Here is a 20351-nt window from a genome sequence, read left to right as displayed (position 1 = left end):
AATCATGAAGGGAGACGCGGTGCGTCACGACGCAATCGACGGGGGCGGGCGGGGACGGCCGTTCCCCTATATCCGCTGGACCATCATCGCCTTGTTCGTCGTCGCGATGGTCATCAACTATCTGACGCGCAGCATCCTGGGCGTCGCGGCTCCGGCGATCATGGCCGAGCAGCATATCTCGTCTGCGCAATATAGCTGGATCACCGGTGCCTTTCAGTTCGGCATCATGTTCCAGCCGGTGGCGGGCTATCTGCTCGACCTGATCGGCTTGAAGATCGGGTTCAGCCTGTTCGTCGCGGTGTGGTCGCTGATCACACTGGGGCATGGTTTTGCCAATGGCTGGCTGGGTTTCGCCGGCTTGCGCGGCGCGCTGGGGCTGGTCGAGGGATCGGCACAGCCGGCGGGGATGAAGGTCGTCGCCGAATGGTTTCCGGCGCGCGAGCGCGGGGTGGCCGGCGGCATCTATCAGATCGGCGCATCCTTCGGCGCCGTCTTCGCGCCGCCGCTCGTCGCCTGGGCGGTCTTCTATCACAGCTGGCGGGCGGCGTTTTTCGTGGCAGGTGGTTTGGGGCTGCTCTGGGTGGTCGCCTGGCTGTTCTGGTATGCGACCCCGGCGCGCCACCCCAGACTATCGGCCCGCGAGCGCGCGCTGATCGTCGAGGGGCAGGAGGCGAGTCTCGCCAAGCACCGCCGCCGCCCACCGCTGGGCGAACTGCTGCGCCGGCGCAACCTCTGGGCGATCGCGGCCGCACGCTTCCTGGCCGATCCGGTCTGGGGCATGTTGTCGCTCTGGATGCCGCTCTATCTCGTCCAGGCGCGGCATTTCGACCTGACCCAGATCGCGCTGTTCGCCTGGTTGCCGTTCCTGGCCGCCGATCTGGGTTGCCTGTTCGGGCCGGCCGTGGTCGCCTTTCTCCAGCGGCGCGGGGTCAAACTGATCGATGCGCGGCGCGGCGCCTTCACGCTGGGCGCGGTGCTGATGACGAGCATGATGTTCGTCGGCAGCGTCGACAGCCCGGTCGCGGCGGTCGCGCTGCTTTGCCTCGGCGGGTTCGCGCATCAGACGCTGTCGGTGACCGTCATCACCCTGTGTTCGGACCTGTTCCCACAGGATCAGGTCGCGACCGCGACGGGCGTGTCGGGCACCGCCGCCAATCTGGGCGTGCTGCTGTTCACGCTGACCCTGGGATCGCTGGTCGATCAGGTCGGCTACCAACCCTTCTTCATCCTGCTCGGCCTGCTCGATCTGGCCGGTGCCATTCTCCTCTGGACCCTGGTGCGCAAACCCGCATGACCTCTGCCCCTATCAACCCGGTCAATCCTATCCTGCGCGGGTTCAATCCCGACCCCTCGATCGTGCGGGTCGGCGAGGATTATTACATCGCGACCTCGACCTTCGAATGGTATCCCGGCGTCCAGATCCACCATAGCCGGGACCTCACCAACTGGACGCTCGTCGCCCGGCCGCTGGCGCGGGCAGGCCAGCTGGACATGCGCGGCAATCCCGACTCTTGCGGGGTCTGGGCGCCTGACCTGAGCTATAAGGACGCGCGCTTCCATCTGATCTTCACCGATGTGAAGCGGTACGGCCGCACGACGGTGGACGGCGCGAAGGGCGCATCGCTGCGCGACTTCCACAATTACTGGGTATCGAGCGAGCGGATCGACGGCGACTGGTCCGACCCGGTGCATCTGAACAGCAGCGGCTTCGACCCTGCGCTGTTCCATGACGATGACGGGCGCAGCTGGCTGCTCAACATGCTATGGGACCATCGTCCCGACCGGCGGCGCTTCGCGGGTATCATCGCGCAGGAGATCGACCTGCGCAGCGGCCGGCTGCTGGGCCAGCGCCGGACGATCTTCGAGGGCACGGCGCTCGGCTTCACCGAGGGGCCGCATCTCTACAAGCGCGACGGCTGGTATCATCTGCTGGTCGCCGAAGGGGGGACCGAGCGCGGCCATGCCGTCGTCATGGCACGGTCGCGCAGCCTGTTCGGTCCCTATGAGCCGCATCCCGACGGCCCGGTGCTGACCGCGCGCCAATCCCCCGACGCCCCGCTGCAGCGGACCGGGCATGGCGATCTGGTCGAAACGCCCGAAGGCGAGACATGGATGGCCTATCTGTGCGGTCGTCCCTTGCCCGGCAGCGATCGCTGCGCGCTGGGCCGTGAGACGGCGATCCGGCGGATGCAATGGGGTGCGGACGGCTGGTTGCGCTGTGCCGAGGAACCGCCGGTCACCGACGATGCGACGCCGCCGGTCGTCGCACGCGATCTGTTCGACGGCCCGACCCTGCCGGACGCCTTCCAGTGGCTGCGCACGCCATACCCCGAACAGATATTCAGCCTGACCGCGCGGCCCGGTCATCTCCGCCTGTTCGGGCGGGAGACGATCGGCAGCCATTTCACGCAAGCGCTCGTCGCCCGTCGCCAGACCGGGTTCCGCTATGACGTGCAGACGCTCGTCGACTTCGCGCCCGAGCATTTCCAGCAGGCGGCCGGCCTGGTCTGCTATTACAACAGCAGCAAATATCTCTTCCTCCACCTGACGGCGGCGGATGACGGCACGCGCCAGATCCAGGTGCTATCGGTCCTGCCGATCGGCGAAGGGCAGAGCCTGTTGACCCCGGCCATACCCGTGCCGGAGGGGCCGATCGCGATGCGGGTGCAGGTCGATCACGAGGCGCTGCGCTTCGCCTTTCGCGGTGAGAGGGAAAGCGATTGGACCTGGCTGCCCGAGCGGTTCGACGCCAGCCTGTTGTCCGATGAGGCGACGTTGCCCGGGCTGCCCAACTTCACCGGCAGCTTCGTCGGCATCGCGTGTCAGGACATGGCGGGCACCGGCCGGGCGGCCGATTTCCGTCATTTCGATTATGTCGAGACGGGGGACGTCGTCGCCTGACCATGAGGATCGGCCGGCCGCCGATCCCCATGGCCCGCATCAGCCGAGGAACAGCCCATCGGCCGGCAGGCTCTCCCAGGTCGCATGTTCGATCAGCAGATCGGTCGCGCCCAGATGCAGCAACAGGCCATCGGCGGTCTGCTCGCCATGGGCGCGTAGCTCCGCCATGGTACGAATGCCACTGTTGGTGATCCGGATCGTATCGCGCTCGACATCGCTCAGGCGGAAATCCTCGATAGTGACATGGCCGGGCAGGCTGGCGTCGACGACGAACAGATCGTCACCCAGCCCGCCATTGAGGAGGTCGCGACCGCCACCACCGGTCAGCCGGTCGTCGCCTTCGCCGCCATAGATCCGGTCATTGCCGCCGCGCCCGTCGAGCCGGTCGTCCCCGCTGCCCCCATAGAGAAGATCGCTGCCGCTCGTGCCGGTCAGCGTGTCGTTGCCGCCCAGGCCGAACACCCGCGATCCGCTGAGCGTATCGGCACCGGCCGTGCCCTGCTTGGCGCCGGTATAGGCGATGTCCTGATCGAAGCGCTCGAACAGACCGCTGAAGGTCTGATCCTCCAGCCGATCGGCCTCGATCGTGTAGTGACGGCCGCCCCACAGGCCGGTGTCGAGGAAGGTCACTTTCTCGACGCCCGAGACGATGTTCAAGCCGAAGCTCTGCGAGAAGAAGGCGATGGTCCCGTCGGTCAGGCGCGTCACGCTCCAGTCGCGCATCGACCCGGACAACTCCAGCGTATCGCTGCCCAATCCGCCTTCGATGCGGTTCTGGCCCGTGCCGGGGCGGATGATGTCGTCGCCCGCCATGCCGTCGATATAGTCGTTGCCGACATTGCCGCGCAGCCGGTCGCCATATTGCGATCCGATCAGAAAGGCTGAGTCGCCGACATGGCCATGCCGGTCGGACGGGCGGTCGAGGTCCTCGACCCACACGGCATCGCGGGTCGCCCCGCTGAGGTTGGAGACGATCACCAGGCTGTCGCGCGAGGTCAGCTCGTAAAAGGCCGATTGGGTGATCCGCGTCACCGCGTCCGAACTCACGCCGGCGACATGCGCAGCCCAGCCTCCGGGGATGTTGTAGAGCGCGAAGGGGCCATAGGGCCAGGCGGGATTGGCATAGTCGTCGCCGAACAGGATGAGGTTGTCGGTCGACGACCCCAGCGCATAGTCCTGCCCGATCAGGCCGGGCGCGGCGGCCACCGCCTCACCGAGCGAGTCGAAATTGCCGGCCGCCTGGTGGACGACGTCGTTCTCGAACCCGATGTTCAGAACCCGGTCGTCGCCTTCATAGGTATAGGGGACCGCATGTGCGACATAGCTGCTGTCGGCGAAGAAACCGCCGGCCAGCGTGTCGGCATATTTGGCCATGATATTGGTATAGGCCGCCCCCAGCGAATAGCCGGTGACGATGACGTCGTCGGCACCCAGGCCGTGGCGGAGCGCATAGTCGCGGACCGCCGAGAGCAGCTGGTCCATCGCAGGGGCGATCTCGCCGCTGTTGAGCTGGGTGTAATCGGGGAGGTCGGCGGGCGAGTTGGTGCCGGCGAAGGTAACCGACAGTCGGGTGACATGGCCCCCGGCATCGCGCTCCTCATAGATCTTGGCCTGCGGCCCCGAATAGGTCCGCCCGGTCAGCGGGCTGGGAATGATGTTATAGCCGTCGCTGTCGACCGATTCCGGACCCAGCCCCAGCGCCGCCGGTCCGACATCGGACCAGCCGGGGGGCAAGGCGACGTGGATGCGATTGGCGGTGGCGCCGGGCGGCAGGATGTCGCCGAACGCATTGGCCAGCCGCGCGACCGGCAAACCGAAAATCCGGTCGAGCTGTCCATAGGTCGCCAGCTGCAACGAGGTGTTGGCCAATTCCGCGGATTCCGTAACGGAATATCGACGATAATCGAACATGCCCATCGCGATCTCTCCCTAGAGAATCAGTATAGTTTTGAAAAAACTATCATCATCGTTTGAAGGCGGCAAACATACGGATGTGAACGTATCTGAGGATGGCTTCGACGTTGCGCCAATAGGGCGTTTTTACTTATCGTGGTGAGCGCTATCCATGGGATCGTCGTGCCATTACCTTGCCGTCGCTCGACGGGGTGTCGGATTTGCGATAAAGTATTGAGGAGCATGGTGAAATGCCGGGGGTGCGCGCACCCTATCGCCGGCATAAAAAAAGGCCCCAGCTTGCGCCGGGGCCGGAGGGGGGAACGTTGAGGGAAGGGGCTTAGAAGGTGCCGCGCAGACCGATCAGGAACTGGCGACCCGGCTTGTACTGGGTGAAGGTCGCATTCTCGAACTGGAAGTAGGAGCGCAGCGTCGAATTGGTGAAGTTCGCGACGTTGATGGTCAGCTGCGGCGCGCCCGCGATTCCGAAGATCTTGTCGAGGTCGAAGGCCGACGAGAAGTCGTAGGTGGTATAGTCGGTGCCGAACAGCGCCGCCGCCGGGATGCCGTTCTGCGCCGCGCCGCTGTTCTGCGCGCCCTGACGCGAGGTGGTGGCGACACGCAGCATCACGCCGTTCTTTTCGTAATAGGCGGTGATGTTGTACGTGAATGGCGCCACGCCGAACGCGATGGCGGGGCCGTCGCTGCGCTGGTCGACGATCGTGGCGTTGGCATTGAAGCCGAAGCCGGTGATGCCGAGCGACCGGGTCAGGAAGTCGAGCGGCTGAACCCACTGGAATTCCAGGCCGTTGATGGTCAGCTTGTTGGGCACGTTGACCTGCGACGTCACCTGCACCTGCGCCGAGCCCGGACCGCCGCGTGCGTTGATCGCGATCTGCTGCGTCGGGTTCAGCGTGTCATAGGTGATGCCATATTGCGCCAGGTTCGAAAAGGGCACCGTCGAGATCGCGGTGGTGGTGAACCCTTCCAGCGACTTGCGGAACGCGTTGAAGCTGATCACGCCCTCGCGGCCGGTATAATATTCGAAACCGAGGTCGAGATTGGTCGACAGATAGGGTGCGAGCGCCGGATTGCCGATCGAGGCCTGGTCGGCCGATGGCGCGCCGAAGTTGATGCCCGGCAGCTGCGCCGAGGGGTCGGGTCGGGTCATGGTGCGCGAACCCGCGACGCGGACCACCGCATGTTCGCCGATGTCATAGGCGAAGGTCGCGGCGGGCAGCCATTCCGAATAGACGTTGCGCGTCTCGGCGATGTTGATGATGCTCGGATAGCGGCTGCCATCGGGCAGCGTTCCGCCGTTGGCGGTCGTGTTGCGCGGATCGGGAAGCGAGACGCGGCCCGAGATCGTCTGGATCGTGTTGACGTAACGCAGGCCGACATTGAAGCGCAGCGTGTTGCCGCCCAGTTCCTGCGCGCCGTTGACGGTCGCAAAGGCCGACTTCACGACCTCGCGGATGAAGCCCGCGCTGGCACCGGTGTTCGCGCCGCCATTCTCGGGCGCGTTGTCGTGGAAGAACTGGTAGTTGCTGGCCTTGGCAAAGGCGGGCCAGTTGACCGTCACGAAGCCGGCCGGCCCCGGCGACAAATAGCTCGGGGCCGCACTGTTGGGGATCAGCGAGCCGCCATAGCTGACCGGGCCGCTCATGCCCGAGCTGAAGCCGGTGCCATAGCCCGGATAGGTCGGATAGCCCGCAGGCGCCGCGCCCGGCGCGTTCCGGCCCTCGCAGGGCGGCTGCGAGTTGGGTGAGGGGACGGCGACGTTGGGATTGTTGCCGCAGACCGCATTCTGCCAATACTGGCTGTTGTCGAAGCCGCGAATACGGCGCGATGTGTCGTCATAGGCGCCGCCGACCTTCAGGTTCAGCGCGGTGTCGCCCCAGGTCAGGTCGCCGCGCAGGCCCTTGTTGATGTTCAGGCGACGCTCGTCCTGCAGGTTGACGCGGCTGCCGGCATACCAGCCGAAATTCTTCGGATCGTTCAGGTCCAGCGCGCTCTTGATCGTCGGGATGCCGCCATTGGTCGAGAAGGTGACGGTATTGCCGACGCCCAGCGGCGTGGTCATGCCGACGGTCGGGCTTTCGCGGTGGAAGGTCGACCGGGCGTAATTGCCCTGGAAGTTGAACTTCAGCTTGTCGTTGATCTCCCACTCGCCGCCGGGATTGACGCTCCAGAGGTGCGTCGTCTCGGTATAGGGGCGGAATTCGTTGAAGAACTGCGCGTTGGCGAAGGTGCCGCCGGTGACCGTGCAGCCCGCGCTGCAATCCGACTTGTCGAAGGTCAGGTTGGTCGGGATGATCGCGCCGTTGCGCACGATCCACGCCATGTTCTCACGCGTCAGCTCGTTCTGCTTATAGCCGTACAGGCCATCGACATAGAAATGCAGCGTGTCGGTCGGGCGATACTCGGCGCTGACGATCGCGTTCACGCGGTCGCGGGGGCCACGAATGCTGGTGACGCGGCCCAGGCGCGGCAACAGGCCGTTGTCGATCTGCTGGATGCTCGCGCCCGGATTGTTGGCGAGCAGGAAGGCGCGGTCGATCACCGTGCCCGGGACCAGCCCGCCGCCCGCGCCGACCGGCACCGTCGACGGAATCGTCCAATTGCCGCCGCCGGTGCTGTTGCAGCCGCTGGTCGCACCGCACTGGGCCGCAGTCAGCGCCGGATTGGTATAGCCGATCGTCTCGAAACCGCGCGTGTCGGTGAACAGGCGCTGCGCCGACACGCCGGCGAGGATGCCGACCGTATCGTTGCGCCAGCTGCCGATCAGCGAGCCGCGTGCGCCGATCCGGTCTTCGGGCGTCTGTCTGGACCCCTGGATATTATAGGCGAGGAACGGTCCGGTGCGATCGAAGGGCCGCGCCGAACGCAGGTCGATATTGCCGGCCGCGCCGCCCTCCAACAGGTCGGCAGTATAGCTCTTGTTGACGGTCAGCTTGGTGAACAGGTCGGTCGGGAAGAAGCTGAGATCGACCGAGCGGTCGGTGCCCTGCGCGTCGGTCGCACCCGAGGAGGCGACCGCGATCGGCGCGCCGTTCAGCGTGACGTTGGTGAAGTTCGACCCCAGGCCGCGAATGGCGACGTTGGTGCCTTCGCCGGTCACGTCGCGGGTGATGGTGACGCCCGGAATACGGTTGAACGACTCCGCGATGTTGGTGTCCGGGAACTTGCCGATGTCCTCGGCGAAGATCGAGTCGGTGAAGCCGGTCGACGCGCGCTTGGCGTTGGTCGACTTGGCCAGGCTCGAGCGATAGCCGGTGACGACGATGTCCTCGCTCGACGTGCCCTGGGTCGCATCGACCTGCGGGGCGGGGGGCGTCGCGGGGCCATTGTCCTGACCATCGGCGGGGACCTGCTCCTGCGGCGGCGGTACCGCCTGCGCCATGACGGTCGAGGCGCTCATCGCCCCGGCGGCCGTGGCACAGAGCAGGGCGATACGGCGGAGGCGCATATGGGGAAGGCGCGCAGGGGGCAGGGGCTTCATCTCAGGTCCTCTCTGTCGGTCCGCTGCCGTTCGTCGCGACATGCGGGAATATTCTTTTGACGGTAGAATCGGGTGGCCGGGTCGGATCAGGGCCGGATAGGGCAGGGGCCATGCACGCACGACGCGACTGTCGAAGCCATTCCGCTACCCCCCTTACCATGACCGCCTGACGCGGATCGTTGATAGCGGTATCGTTACGCTTATTGGTCAGGCGGTCAATAAAAATTGGTTAGGCCAACGTGAAAAACTGTATTGACTGGCTGTCGGGGCGGCATGTGTCTGAAATACCGGGCATCGATTTTAAGGTGACAGAAAGAATTGCAATCGATCCGTAAGCGAAGGGGGCGCGTCGGCGGCCCCGATCGGCCTCGACTCGCCCCCGTCATTGGTCAGTGCGCCTGCCCCGGCGCGTAAGGGAAATGCTGGGCCTTGTACCACGCCAGATCGTGCTCGGGCGGCCGAACGCCAGCGGGGAGCGGCCGGTGGTTCACCGACATCCAATAGGCCAGGCTGGCATCGCGCCACCAGCGCGCTTCGCGCTCCTGGATCGCGAGATAGGTCGCGGTCTTCTGCCAGATTTCGGCATCCACCTTGCCCTTCAGGCTGTCCCATTGCTGGCGCATCCGCCCGACATAGGCGACGCCGCGATCATAATGGCCGACCAGATCCTCCCACAGCGTCCGCCCATCCGCCATGCGGCGATCCCAGGGCAGGTGGTGGAACCATAGCAGCATCGACTCAGGCGTCGTCTCCGGCTTGGCGAAGGCCCGGGCAACCGGCCCGGCATATTGGCCGACCGCGTTGCTGCCGCTCGTGGTCCGGTCGAAACCGATCCCGGCGGCATCGGCGCGATGGTAATAGACGGGATTCCATTCGGGCCGGGCCAGATCGGCGACCCAGGGACCGGGTCCATAATGATGCCCCGTCGCCATCAGGTGCGCGAGGCCTAGCGCGCCGGTATAGTCCACCACCGCCTCGCGCGAGCCCATCATCATCGCGGTGACGGTATCGACGACCTGGCGGTCATTGCCGAACGTCTCCGCCGCCCAGGCCCGCGCGATCGCCTCGGCCGACAGGTCGGGGTCCCAGGCCAACCGGCCGAAGGCGTACCAATTGGCCTGGTTGAAGGTCGATCCGCTCCAGTCGCGGTCACGCCCGATATTGGCGACGCCCGCCATGCCCGACAATTTATGCCCCTCGGCTTGGCCATCGACGACGTCGGCGACGGTCTCGCCCCGCTTCTGTCCCGTTTTGGCGTCCAGCACCTCGGTGAAAAGTGGACCGAGATAGGCGAGGTGGGTCGCGAAGTCGAGATACTCCTTGGTGATCTGGAACTCGATCATCAGCGGCGTGCGTGGCATGGCGCCGAACAACGGGTGGAAAGGCTCGCGCGGCTGGAAATCGATCGCGCCGTTCTTCACCTGCACCAGCACATTGTCGGCGAATTTGCCGTCGAGCGGCTTGAACTCGGTATAGGCCTGCTTCGCGCGATCCTCGGGGTCCGTCTCGGCATAGACGAAGGCGCGCCACATCACGATGCCGTCATGGGGCTTGACCGCGGCGGCCAGCATGTTGGCGCCATCGGCATGGCTGGCGCCATAGTCGCGAGGGCCGGGCTGGCCCTCGCTGTTCGCCTTGACCAGAAAGCCACCGAAATCGGGGATGGCGCGGTAAATTTCGTCCGCCTTTGCCTTCCACCAGGCCGCCACCGCCGGATCGCGCGGATCGGCGGTCTTCAGCCCGCCCAACTCGATCGGCGCGGAGAAGCGGACCGAGAGATAGACCTTGATGCCCCAGGGACGGAACACGTCCGCCAGTGCCGCCGCCTTGGCGATATAGGGCGCGGTCAGGCTGTCTGCCTTGGCGTTGACGTTGTTGAGGACGGTGCCGTTGATTCCGATCGAGGCATTGGCGCGCGCATAATCGGTGTAGCGCGGATCGCGAAAATCGGGGAGCGTCCACCAGTCCCACAGCGACTGGCCGGCATAGCCACGCTCGATCGAGCCATCGAGATTGTCCCAATGGTTCAGCACACGCAACTTGACCCTGGGTGCCGAGCTCAGCGAGAGGGTGTCGGCGAACGGCGTGGTGGCCAAATGGCGGATCAGGGCGAACGCTCCGTACAGCGCGCCCTTGTCGCCATTGCCCGCGATCAGCAGCGTGGGCCGACCATTCAAGGTCACCGTTCGGACCAGATACCCTTCGGGCCCCAGTCCCTCGAACGGCAGGCGCAGTGCGGCGACGGACGGAGTCGCGGCCGTCGCCAGCAGGATCGGCGGCAGACCGGCCGGCAGCGCACGCTCCAATTCCGTCTGCGCCAGCACTAGGGTTGAAGAGTCTCCTGACCGAGAAATAGCGATCTGCCTGACCGATTTTTTAGGCGCCTTGAGCCAAAGGCCATAGCCATCGTCGGCAAATGCAGAAATAGGCATAAAAAACAGTGATATGGCCAAGCTGCTGGCCAATGATCGCCAAGCCTTCATTCCGCGCTCTCCCAAGGGGCCGGCGATTGACAAGCCGACATTCGCACATAATGGTAATGCTGTCAGACCAATTGGCAAGCCGGTTGAACGCCGCTGTCGCAACAGGAGGGGCCGGAATGTCCGTGCAGGCTGATCGCCTTGACCGCGCCGTGTCGCGGCCCGCCGCTCCCGTGCCATCTCCGTTTCCGAGCGCGGTATCGTCGCGGATCGTGTCCGACCGTCGGGTCGCGCGCGCCGTTGCGGGGCGCATCCCCGTCATCGTCTGAAGGACGTCCTTCCATGCCCAAGATCATCGCCGCCCGCCTGATCGTCACATCGCCGGGGCGCAACTTCGTCACGCTGAAGATCGAATGCGACGACGGCACCACCGGCCTGGGCGATGCGACGCTCAACGGCCGCGAACTGGCGGTCGCCAGCTATCTCCAGGATCATGTCATTCCGTGCCTGATCGGTCGCGATGCGCACCGGATCGAGGACATATGGCAATATCTCTACAAGGGTGCCTATTGGCGACGCGGGCCGGTGACGATGACTGCGATCGCGGCAGTCGACATGGCGCTGTGGGACATCAAGGGCAAGGTCGCCGGGCTGCCCATTTATCAGCTGCTGGGCGGCGCGGCGCGTGAGGGGTGCCTGGTCTATTGCCACGCCAATGGTACGATCATTGAGGATACGATCGAGACCGCGATCCGTCACCGCGACGAAGGCTATCGCGCGATCCGCCTGCAATGCGGCGTGCCGGGGCTGGCCTCCACCTATGGCGTAGCGAAGGCGGGCCAGCGTTACGAACCCGCCGATGCCGACCTGCCGAGCGAGAGCGTCTGGTCGACCGAGAAATATCTGCGCGTCGTCCCCGAACTGTTCGCGGCGGCGCGCGAGGCATTGGGCTGGGACGTCCACCTGCTCCACGACGTCCACCACCGCCTGACCCCGATCGAAGCGGCGCGGCTGGGCAAGGATCTGGAGCCCTATCGTCCTTTCTGGATCGAGGATGCGACGCCGGCGGAAAATCAGGACAGCTTCCGCCTGATCCGTCAGCACAGCACGACGCCGATCGCGGTGGGTGAGGTGTTCAACTCGATCTGGGATGCCAAGCATCTGATCGAGAACCAGCTGATCGACTATATCCGCGCGACCGTCGTCCATGCCGGTGGCTTGACCCATTTGCGGCGGATCGCCGCGCTCGCCGACCTGTATCAGGTGCGCACGGGCTGCCACGGCGCGACCGACCTGTCGCCGGTGACGATGGCGGCGGCGCTGCATTTCGGGCTGTCGGTCCCCAATTTCGGCATTCAGGAGCATATGCCGCATACCGAGGAGACCGACGCCGTCTTCCCGCATCATTACCGGTTCGAGGACGGGATGATGCACCCCGGCGACGCCCCCGGTCTGGGCGTGTCGATCGACGAGGAGCGCGCAGCGGCCCACCCCTATAAGCGCGCCTATCTGCCGGTGAACCGTCTGGAGGACGGCACTCTGTGGAGCTGGTGAGATGAGCGATTTGCAACAGGCCGCCGCCACCGGACCCGATACCGCCGTCCAGGCCGTGCCCGCGCCGCGCGGGCGGGTGCGATGGGTGATCTGCGGTCTGCTGTTCGCGGCGGTCGTGCTCAGCTATATCGACCGGCTGGTGCTGGGCGTTCTCAAGCCGCAGCTGACCGCACTCTACGGCTGGACCAATAGCGGCTATGGCGACATCACCGGCTATTTCCAGGTCGCCTACGGGGTCGGTTTCCTGCTGTTCGGGTGGCTGATCGACCGGATCGGGCCGCGTGCCGGCTATCTGCTGGCGATGGGCAGCTGGACCGTCGGGCATTTCGCCCAGACGCTGGTCACCTCGACCACCGGCTTCGTGATCGCGCGCATCCCGCTGGCCTTTGGTGAGGCGGGGACCTACCCCTCCGCACTTGCCGCCGCGTCGCAATGGTTTCCGAAGAAGGAGCGGGCACTCGCCATCGGCATCTTCAACGCCGGCGCCAATGTCGGCGCGGTGGTGACCCCGCTCCTGATCGGTTTCATCGTCGCCGATCTGGTGCTCGACTGGCGCTGGGCGTTCATCATCACCGGGTTGTTCAACCTGGTCTGGCTGGGCGCGTGGTGGCGGCTCTATCACCCGCCGCACGCGCATCCGCGCATCACGCCCGAGGAACGCGCCTGGATCGAGGCGGAGCCGGTCGCGACGACGGGCCGCGCGGGTTTCCGTACCGTGCTGCGTCACCGGGAAACCTGGTCCTATATGACCGGGCGCTTTCTGATCGATCCGGTCTGGTGGACCTTCCTGTTCTGGCTGCCGGATTTCTTCCATAGCCGTTATGGCTATGACCTGAAGAGCTTCGGCCCGCCGCTGGTCGCCATCTATATCATGGCCGATGTCGGCGCGATCCTGGGCGGCTGGTATTCGTCACGGCTTTTGAAGACCGGGGTCGAGACGGGCCGCGCCCGCAAGCGCGCGATGTTCGCCTGCGCGCTGTTCGCCCTGCCGGTGATGTTCGCCGCACAGGCGAGCAGTATCTGGATCGCGGTCGCGATGATCGGCCTGGCCTGCGCCGCGCATCAGGGTTTTTCGACCAACCTCTTCGCTTTGCCGGGCGACCAGTTCCCTCGCTATGCCCAAGGAACGCTGATCGGTCTGGGCGGCTTTGCAGGTGCGACGGGCGGGTTCATCGCCTCCAAGGCGCTGGGCGTGCTGCTCGACCGGGTGGGCAGCTACCAGCCCTTCTTCATCGCCTGCGGCATGGCCTATCTGGTCGCGCTGCTGGTCTTTCACATCCTCAACCCGCGCTATCGCGATGTGCGGATTGGTGCCGGCTGACCAGGTGGGCGGATGATGATGTGCGGATGGTCGGGGAGACAGGATTCCTGACCTATTTTTGCCGCGCGCTAAGTCATTGTTTTTACGTCGCCGCGCAACCCGTCTGCCAGCGAGTTGCACACTGAGGGGTACAAGAAGGGGTACAAAGAGGCAAGGACATTGAACGAGGTTTGGCACGTTGGCGATACGCCGCCACCGCGGCGCTTCCCAATCGCCGTGGATGCTGCGCGTCCTTCAGCCGCACAATATGTCCGAACGCGTCATGCCAGCTACCATGCTCGAGCAAACCGGCCGGAGGTCTCGACCATCGTGTCTATGCTGGCGGACCGACCCGCAACGCCGGGGCATTACGAAAGCCGTGCGCCGATGTTTTTCCGTGCTGGCGTAGATATGTCTGACGCTGGAACAATTCTGCCGTTCACCGGCGACGTGGCTAACGGCAGATCTTATCGGATGCCGACGTTCAGCCTTTGCTTACCTGTTCTCACAGACACAGGCAACTTAGATTCAGCGGATTTCAGACTGTCCGCATATATAGGGCGCGTAAAGCTGATATGCTGCCGGTCTGAGATATGATTTGATCTGATTGCCATATTTTGCGATCCCCGCCGGAAGCTAAGCCACCGGAGCATTGGTGAACAGGGGGAGCGATGGACTCGCTGAATTTCGGCTTTTTGGAAGCCCATGATGAACAGCTGGTAACGTTAGGAGGGCTGGCGGAACGCTATTTCTCAAGCGATCCTTCCACTGCCATCGTTAAGCTTCGCCAGTTTGCTGAATTGATGGCGAAGATGGTCGCTGCGCATCACGCCGTTTATCGTGATGAGCGCGAGACATTCGAAGAAACGCTGCGTCGCCTGTCATATGATCGCCTGATTCCCAAGGAAGCAGCCGATATTTTTCATGCTCTGCGGAAAGCAGGCAACAGCGCCGTGCATGAAGCAAAGGGCAATCATTCCACTGCTCTGACGGCGCTGAAATTCGCTTGGTCGCTGGGCATCTGGTTTCATCGGACCTATGGCCGCGCTGCCAATTTTCAGTCTGGTGCATTCGTGCCGCCGCGCCAGCCTGTTGATGCGACCGTTGCCTTGCGCGAAGAGATTGAAAAGCTCAGGCAGAAGGTGGCGGAAACAGAAGGCGATGCGGCTCGCGCTCGCCTTGAAGCAGAAGAACAGGCCCACGCACGCGAGGCCATAGAATCAAGATTGGCACGCGAGGCCGAGGAGCGAGCCGCCTGGGAGAAGATCGCCCAAGACATTGATGCCGAGAAGGCTGAAGTCACAAGCAAGCTCGCCGCCCTCCAAGCCGAAGCCGAAACTCTACCTCGCGCTGAGGCTGCTCAATTGGTCGAGCGTGGTGAAAAGGCTGCGGTCAAGATCGACCTCGACGAAGCGGAAACCCGTGCCCTTATCGATCAGCAATTGCGCGATCGTGGATGGGAGGTTGATACCCGCGACCTTCGATACAGCAACGGTGTTCGCCCCGCCAAGGGTCGCAATCTTGCAATAGCTGAATGGCCAACCGCAAATGGCCCCGCCGATTATGCCCTGTTCGCTGGTACAACTCTGATCGGCGTTGTGGAGGCAAAGCGACGCCGGAAGAATGTGTCAGCCGCGATCGACCAGGCTGAGCGCTATTCAACCGGCATAAAAGACAGCGCCGATTTCAACTATGCGGGTGGGCCATGGGGCGAACACAAGGTGCCATTTGTGTTCAGCGCGAATGGCCGATCCTATCTAAAGCAGATTGAGACAGAGAGCGGCATCTGGTTCCGCGATACCCGCCGCGCAGCAAACCATCGTCGCGCGTTGGTGGACTGGCCGACGCCGGAAGGCCTCGCCGGGCAGCTTGAAGTCGATCAGGACGCGGCTGATGCGGCGCTTAAGACGCAGCCATTCGAATTCGGCTTCCCGCTTCGCCATTATCAGGAAAGCGCGATTCGCTCGGTGGAAGCGGCATTGTCGTCTGAGCAGCGCGCCGTCCTGGTTGCGATGGCGACCGGCACAGGAAAGACCAAGCTCGCTATCGCCATGCTGTACCGCTTGCTGTCGGCCAAACGGTTCCGACGCATCTGCTTCGTGGTCGATCGCAGCGCTCTTGGCGACCAGACTGAGGGCGAGTTTTCGACCACCAAGGTTGTGTCCGGCAAGACGTTCGCTGAAATCTTCGGCCTCAAGGGCTTGGGCGACGTGACCCCGGACGTGGAAACCAAAGTCCACATCTGCACGATTCAGGGCTTGGTGAAGCGTGTCCTGTTCGCGGCCGATGCCGCATCCATGCCGCCCGTTGACCAATATGACCTAATGGTCATCGACGAATGTCATCGCGGCTACCTGCTCGATCGGGAGATGTCCGACGCAGAGCTGAGCTTCCGGGGGCAGGACGATTATATCTCGAAATATCGGCGCGTGCTGGACTATTTCGATGCGGTGAAGATCGGCCTGACGGCTACGCCCGCGCTGCACACCACCGACATTTTCGGTGATCCGGTTTTCATCTATTCCTACCGCGAGGCCGTGGTCGACGGCTTTTTGATCGACCATGAACCGCCGATCCGCATTGAAACCGCGCTGGCGCGAGCCGGCATCAAGTTCGAGAAGGATGAAGAGCTTGAACTGCTGAACACGCGGACCGGCGAAGTCGATCTGGCCCACGCGCCGGACGAAATCCGTTTCGAGGTCGAGGCATTCAACCGGCAGGTTATTACCCCGGAGTTCAATCGCGTCGTGGCGGAGGAGCTGGCGCGGCACATCGATCCGGCGCTACCCGGCAAAACGCTGATATTCGCCGCCACCGATGCCCATGCGGACATGGTGGTCAGCGCCATCAAGGCCGCTTTTGCCGAGCAATATGGCGAGATCGACGATGCAGCCGTGAAGAAAATCACGGGCAGCGTGGACAAGGTGAAGAACTGGATTCGCTCGTTCCGCAACGATGCCAACCCGCAAATCGTCGTCACCGTCGATCTGCTCACCACCGGCATCGACGTGCCCAAGATCACGAACCTTGTGTTTCTGCGCCGGGTGAACAGCCGCATCCTGTATGAACAGATGATCGGCCGTGCGACCCGCCAATGTCCGGAAATTGGCAAGGAGGTTTTCCGGATTTTCGACGCCGTCGATCTCTACCCCCACCTCCAGAACATGACCGACATGAAGCCTGTCGTTGTTAACCCGTCGATCAGCTTTGCTCAGCTCGTCCGCGAAATGACGGAAGCGCAGAACGATGAGCAGCGGGAGGCCATTCGCGAACAGCTCGCCGTGAAACTGCGCCGCCGGATCAAGAAGCTGACCGATGAGGCAAGGCAACAGTTCGAAGCCGCAGCGGGCGAAACGCCAGAGGCAATGCTGCAACGGGTAATGTCCGGCGATGCACCTGGGCTTGCCGCCTGGCTGAAGGACCGCGCCGCGATCGGCACCATCCTCGATTGGCAGGCCGATGGCGATACTCCCGGTTATGTTCCGATTTCCAAGCACGCGGATCAGGTCGTCGATGTGTCGCGCGGCTATGGCAGCGGCGCGAAGCCTGAGGATTTTTTGGACAGCTTCGCCGCCTTCGTCCGCGACAATATCAACACCATCGCCGCGCTGAAGCTCGTCGTTCAGCGTCCCCGCGATTTAACCCGGGCCGATCTGAAGGAACTGCGCCTGGCGCTGGATTCTAAGGGTTTTTCAGACGCCAATCTGCGCCGTGCGTGGGCCGATGCCCGCAATGAGGAAATCGCCGCCTCGGTCATCGGCTTCGTCCGTCAGGCCGCGCTGGGCGATGCCCTTATCCCCTATGAAGACCGTGTACGCGACGCCATGCGCGCTATAATGGCGAGCCGCGCATGGACCGACCCACAAAAGCGATGGCTTAAGCGGATCGGCGATCAGATTGAAAAAGAAATCGTGGTGGACCGCGCCGCCATCGACAAGGAGCCGTTCGTCGCCGATGGCGGCTTCAATCGCCTGAACAAGGTGTTTGGCGGGGAGCTGGAAAGCATCCTCGCCGGAATCAACGAAGAATTGTGGAAGAAGACCGCGTAAATGAGCACCACCACCGATATCGTCGCCAAGCTTTGGGGTCTGTGCAATGTCCTGCGCGACGACGGCGTCACCTATAATGAATATGTGACGGAGCTGACCTACCTGCTGTTCCTCAAGATGCTGAAGGAAACCGGCAAGGAGGAGCGGTTGCCCGAAGGGTGGCGCTGGGGCCTGCTCGCTAAGCGGGAAGGCATGGAGCAGCTCGATTATTACAAGGCAATGCTGCTCGAACTCGGCAAGGCGAAGGACGCGCTGGTCGGCGCGATATTCATTGATGCGCAAACCCGCCTGCGCAAGCCGACCAATCTGAAGGCGCTGACGTCCAACATCGATAAGCTCGACTGGTTCTCCGCCCGCGAAGAGGGGCTGGGCAACCTCTATGAAGGTCTGTTGGAGAAGAACGCGGCCGACAAGAAATCCGGTGCCGGGCAGTATTTCACGCCCCGCCCGTTGATCGACTGCATCGTGCGCCTGATGCAGCCGCAGCCGGGAGAAGTAATCCAGGACCCGGCAGGCGGAACGGCGGGTTTCCTCGTCGCCGCCGATCGCTACATCAAGGATCATACGGACGATCTCTACACGCTGACCGAGCAGCAGGCCTTCTTCCAGAGGCACAACGCCTTTTGCGGCGCGGAGCTGGTGCCGGATACCCATCGCCTTAGCTTGATGAACTTGCTGCTGCACGGCATCGAAGGTGGGATGGAAAATATCGATACGCTCTCGCCCGATGGTGAGGCGCTGCCCAAGGCCAATCTGATCCTGACCAATCCGCCCTTTGGCACCAAGAAAGGCGGAGGGCGACCGACCCGATCCGATTTCTCGATCACGGCCGATACCTCGAACAAGCAACTTGCCTTCGTCGAGCATATCGTGCGCGCATTGGCCCCCGGTGGCCGCGCCGCCGTGGTCATCCCCGATAACGTGCTGTTCGAGGATAATACGGGCCGTCGCCTGCGTACCTGGCTGATGGACCTGTGCGACCTGCACACCATCCTGCGCCTGCCGACCGGCATTTTCTATGCGCAGGGCGTGAAGACCAACGTGCTGTTCTTCCGACGCGGCAAGAGCGACAAGGGCAACACCAAGGCGGTCTGGGTCTATGACATGCGGGCGAATGCTCCTGCCTATGGCAAGACTCGCCCGCTGACAGTTGCCGACTTTGCTGATTTCGAGGCTGCCTATGGCGCTGATGCTAATGGCGAAGCTGCGCGGCAGGATCAGGGGGAGGACAGCCGGTGGCGCAAGTTCGAGCGCGCAGCCATCACCAACCGCGCTGACAACCTCGACATAAGCTGGCTTCGCGATACCGAAGCAGAGACGGAAGAGTCACTGACCGAACCGGAGGATATCGCTGCCGCCATCATCGGCCATCTGAAAGCAGCGCTGGAGGAGATCGAAACTCTTTCAGACGAATTGGAGCCGGATAGCGTTGAGGAGGCTGCTGCCGTGGCGGAGGCGGCGGAATGAGCAATATGCCGCAAGGATGGGAAGAAGCGACGATAGCCGATGTCACTACCGCATTCGTCAGCATCGACCCTACGAAAATTCCAGATCAAACCTTCCGTTACGTCGATATCGGCTCGATCGATAATAAAAGCCAGACGATTGCCGATCCCAAGTCCTTTACTGGAAAGGAGGCGCCGTCGCGGGCACGGCGAGTCATACAGGCCGACGACACCCTTTTTTCTACTGTGCGGACCTATCTGAAGAATATCGCGCTGGTCCCCGCCGAGTTAAGCGGCGAGCTGACTTCAACCGGCATAGCGGTTCTGCGGCCTAGCGGTGCCGTTGATGCAACCTATCTGTTCCGTTGGGTTTCCTCCGATCCGTTCGTAAATGAGCTGTCGGCCGCGCAGGACGGGACTATGTACCCCGCCGTTTCCGACAAGGACGTTGCTAGCGCGACCATTCCAGTGCCGCCGCTTGCCGAACAGCGACGGATCATGGCGAAGATCGACAGCCTCACCGGCAAATCCAGACGCGCCCGCGACCATCTCAACCACATCCCCCGCCTCGTCGAGAAATACAAACAGGCCATCCTCGCTGCCGCCTTCCGGGGCGATTTGACGTGCGAATGGCGTGCAAAACACCATCACAAAAGCGAATGGAAATCGGCAAATCCTTCCGCTTACTTCACTTGGTCGAGTGGTAAGAACTTGCCCAGTAAGCGCCAAGTCGCTGGCGACGTTCCCGTGATCGGTGGCAATGGAGTTGGTGGCTACCACAACGAAGCTCTGATCGATTTTCCTACGTTGGTTGTCGGTCGCGTTGGAGCACAGTGCGGCAATGTCCATTTTTCATCGGGGCCTGCATGGATCACCGATAATGCTATCTTTGCCCGCTCAGTGTCCGATCAGATTGATCTGTCATATGCTGTGCTATTTTTCAGGAATGCCAATTTAAATCAATTGGCAGGCGGTAGCGGTCAGCCCTACATAAATCAGACAACCCTGAATGCCCTGACGTTCCCGGTCCCGGCCATCGAGGAGCAACGTGAATTAGTTCGCTTGGTCGAAATGGCCCTCAATTGGGTTGACCGTATAGCCTCCGACGCGACTAGCGCTTGCAAGCTGATCGACCACCTCGATCAATCGGTGTTGGTCAAGGCCTTCAAGGGCGAGCTGGTGCCGCAAGACCCCGCTGACGAACCCGCCAGCGCCTTGCTCGACCGCATCCGGACAGAACGCGCTACTGCGCCAAAGGCCAAGCGCGGTCGTAAAAAGGCGGCCTGA

11 protein-coding genes are annotated in these 20351 nt (G+C 63.2%); 8 read left to right on the top strand and 3 right to left on the bottom strand.

Going from position 1 to position 20351, the window contains the following annotated elements; translation table 11 throughout:
• The first annotated feature begins 4 nt into the window (after positions 1 to 4).
• Both GGR48_RS14055 and GGR48_RS14050 read left to right on the top strand, forming a co-directional pair.
• A complete protein-coding gene (locus tag GGR48_RS14055; RefSeq protein ID WP_240455925.1) occupies positions 5 to 1294 on the top strand; it encodes an MFS transporter in 1290 nt (429 codons plus the stop codon).
• Positions 1291 to 2901: a glycoside hydrolase family 43 protein gene (locus GGR48_RS14050; protein ID WP_183952474.1), complete on the top strand. Its 1611-nt coding sequence runs from the start codon at positions 1291 to 1293 to the stop codon at positions 2899 to 2901. Before GGR48_RS14055 ends, GGR48_RS14050 begins: the two co-directional genes overlap by 4 nt.
• Positions 2902 to 2940: 39 nt before the next feature.
• Here GGR48_RS14050 and GGR48_RS14045 read toward each other — a convergent pair whose 3' ends face one another.
• From GGR48_RS14045 to GGR48_RS14035, 3 genes are all read right to left on the bottom strand, one after another.
• Positions 2941 to 4818 (bottom strand): calcium-binding protein, encoded by a 1878-nt coding sequence (locus GGR48_RS14045; protein ID WP_183952473.1) that lies wholly within the window; start codon positions 4816 to 4818, stop codon positions 2941 to 2943.
• Positions 4819 to 5134: 316 nt separating this feature from the next.
• Complete coding sequence (locus GGR48_RS14040; protein ID WP_206362437.1) at positions 5135 to 8263, bottom strand: TonB-dependent receptor; 3129 nt, start codon at positions 8261 to 8263, stop codon at positions 5135 to 5137.
• A 422-nt stretch (positions 8264 to 8685) separates the two neighbouring features.
• Entirely contained in the window at positions 8686 to 10728 is a 2043-nt protein-coding gene (locus GGR48_RS14035; RefSeq protein ID WP_240455926.1) for an alpha-glucuronidase family glycosyl hydrolase, read from the bottom strand.
• Between the two features lie 167 nt (positions 10729 to 10895).
• Between GGR48_RS14035 and GGR48_RS17955 the strand changes: the two genes are divergently transcribed.
• The 6 genes from GGR48_RS17955 to GGR48_RS14010 all read left to right on the top strand — a co-directional run bounded on the left by GGR48_RS17955 (position 10896) and on the right by GGR48_RS14010 (position 20351).
• Positions 10896 to 11045: a hypothetical protein gene (locus GGR48_RS17955; RefSeq protein ID WP_206362438.1), complete on the top strand. Its 150-nt coding sequence runs from the start codon at positions 10896 to 10898 to the stop codon at positions 11043 to 11045.
• Between the two features lie 13 nt (positions 11046 to 11058).
• The gene (gene manD / locus GGR48_RS14030) at positions 11059 to 12270 is read left to right on the top strand and encodes a D-mannonate dehydratase ManD (protein ID WP_183952471.1); all 1212 of its coding nucleotides are present in this window, start codon (positions 11059 to 11061) and stop codon (positions 12268 to 12270) included.
• Position 12271: 1 nt separating this feature from the next.
• Positions 12272 to 13591, top strand: coding sequence for an MFS transporter (locus GGR48_RS14025; protein ID WP_183952470.1), 1320 nt, complete (start codon positions 12272 to 12274; stop codon positions 13589 to 13591).
• Between the two features lie 650 nt (positions 13592 to 14241).
• Positions 14242 to 17619 carry a type I restriction-modification system endonuclease gene (gene hsdR / locus GGR48_RS14020; protein ID WP_183952469.1) on the top strand — a complete coding sequence of 1126 codons (3378 nt, stop codon included), beginning with the start codon at positions 14242 to 14244 and terminating at the stop codon, positions 17617 to 17619.
• Entirely contained in the window at positions 17620 to 19086 is a 1467-nt protein-coding gene (locus GGR48_RS14015) for a class I SAM-dependent DNA methyltransferase (RefSeq protein ID WP_183952468.1), read from the top strand.
• Positions 19083 to 20351 carry a restriction endonuclease subunit S gene (locus GGR48_RS14010; RefSeq protein ID WP_183952467.1) on the top strand — a complete coding sequence of 423 codons (1269 nt, stop codon included), beginning with the start codon at positions 19083 to 19085 and terminating at the stop codon, positions 20349 to 20351. The genes GGR48_RS14015 and GGR48_RS14010 overlap by 4 nt, the downstream gene beginning before the upstream one ends.

The organism is Sphingomonas pseudosanguinis, from assembly GCF_014196255.1.
Lineage (GTDB): Bacteria > Pseudomonadota > Alphaproteobacteria > Sphingomonadales > Sphingomonadaceae > Sphingomonas > Sphingomonas pseudosanguinis.
This window is presented reverse-complemented; position numbering and strand designations above follow the sequence as displayed.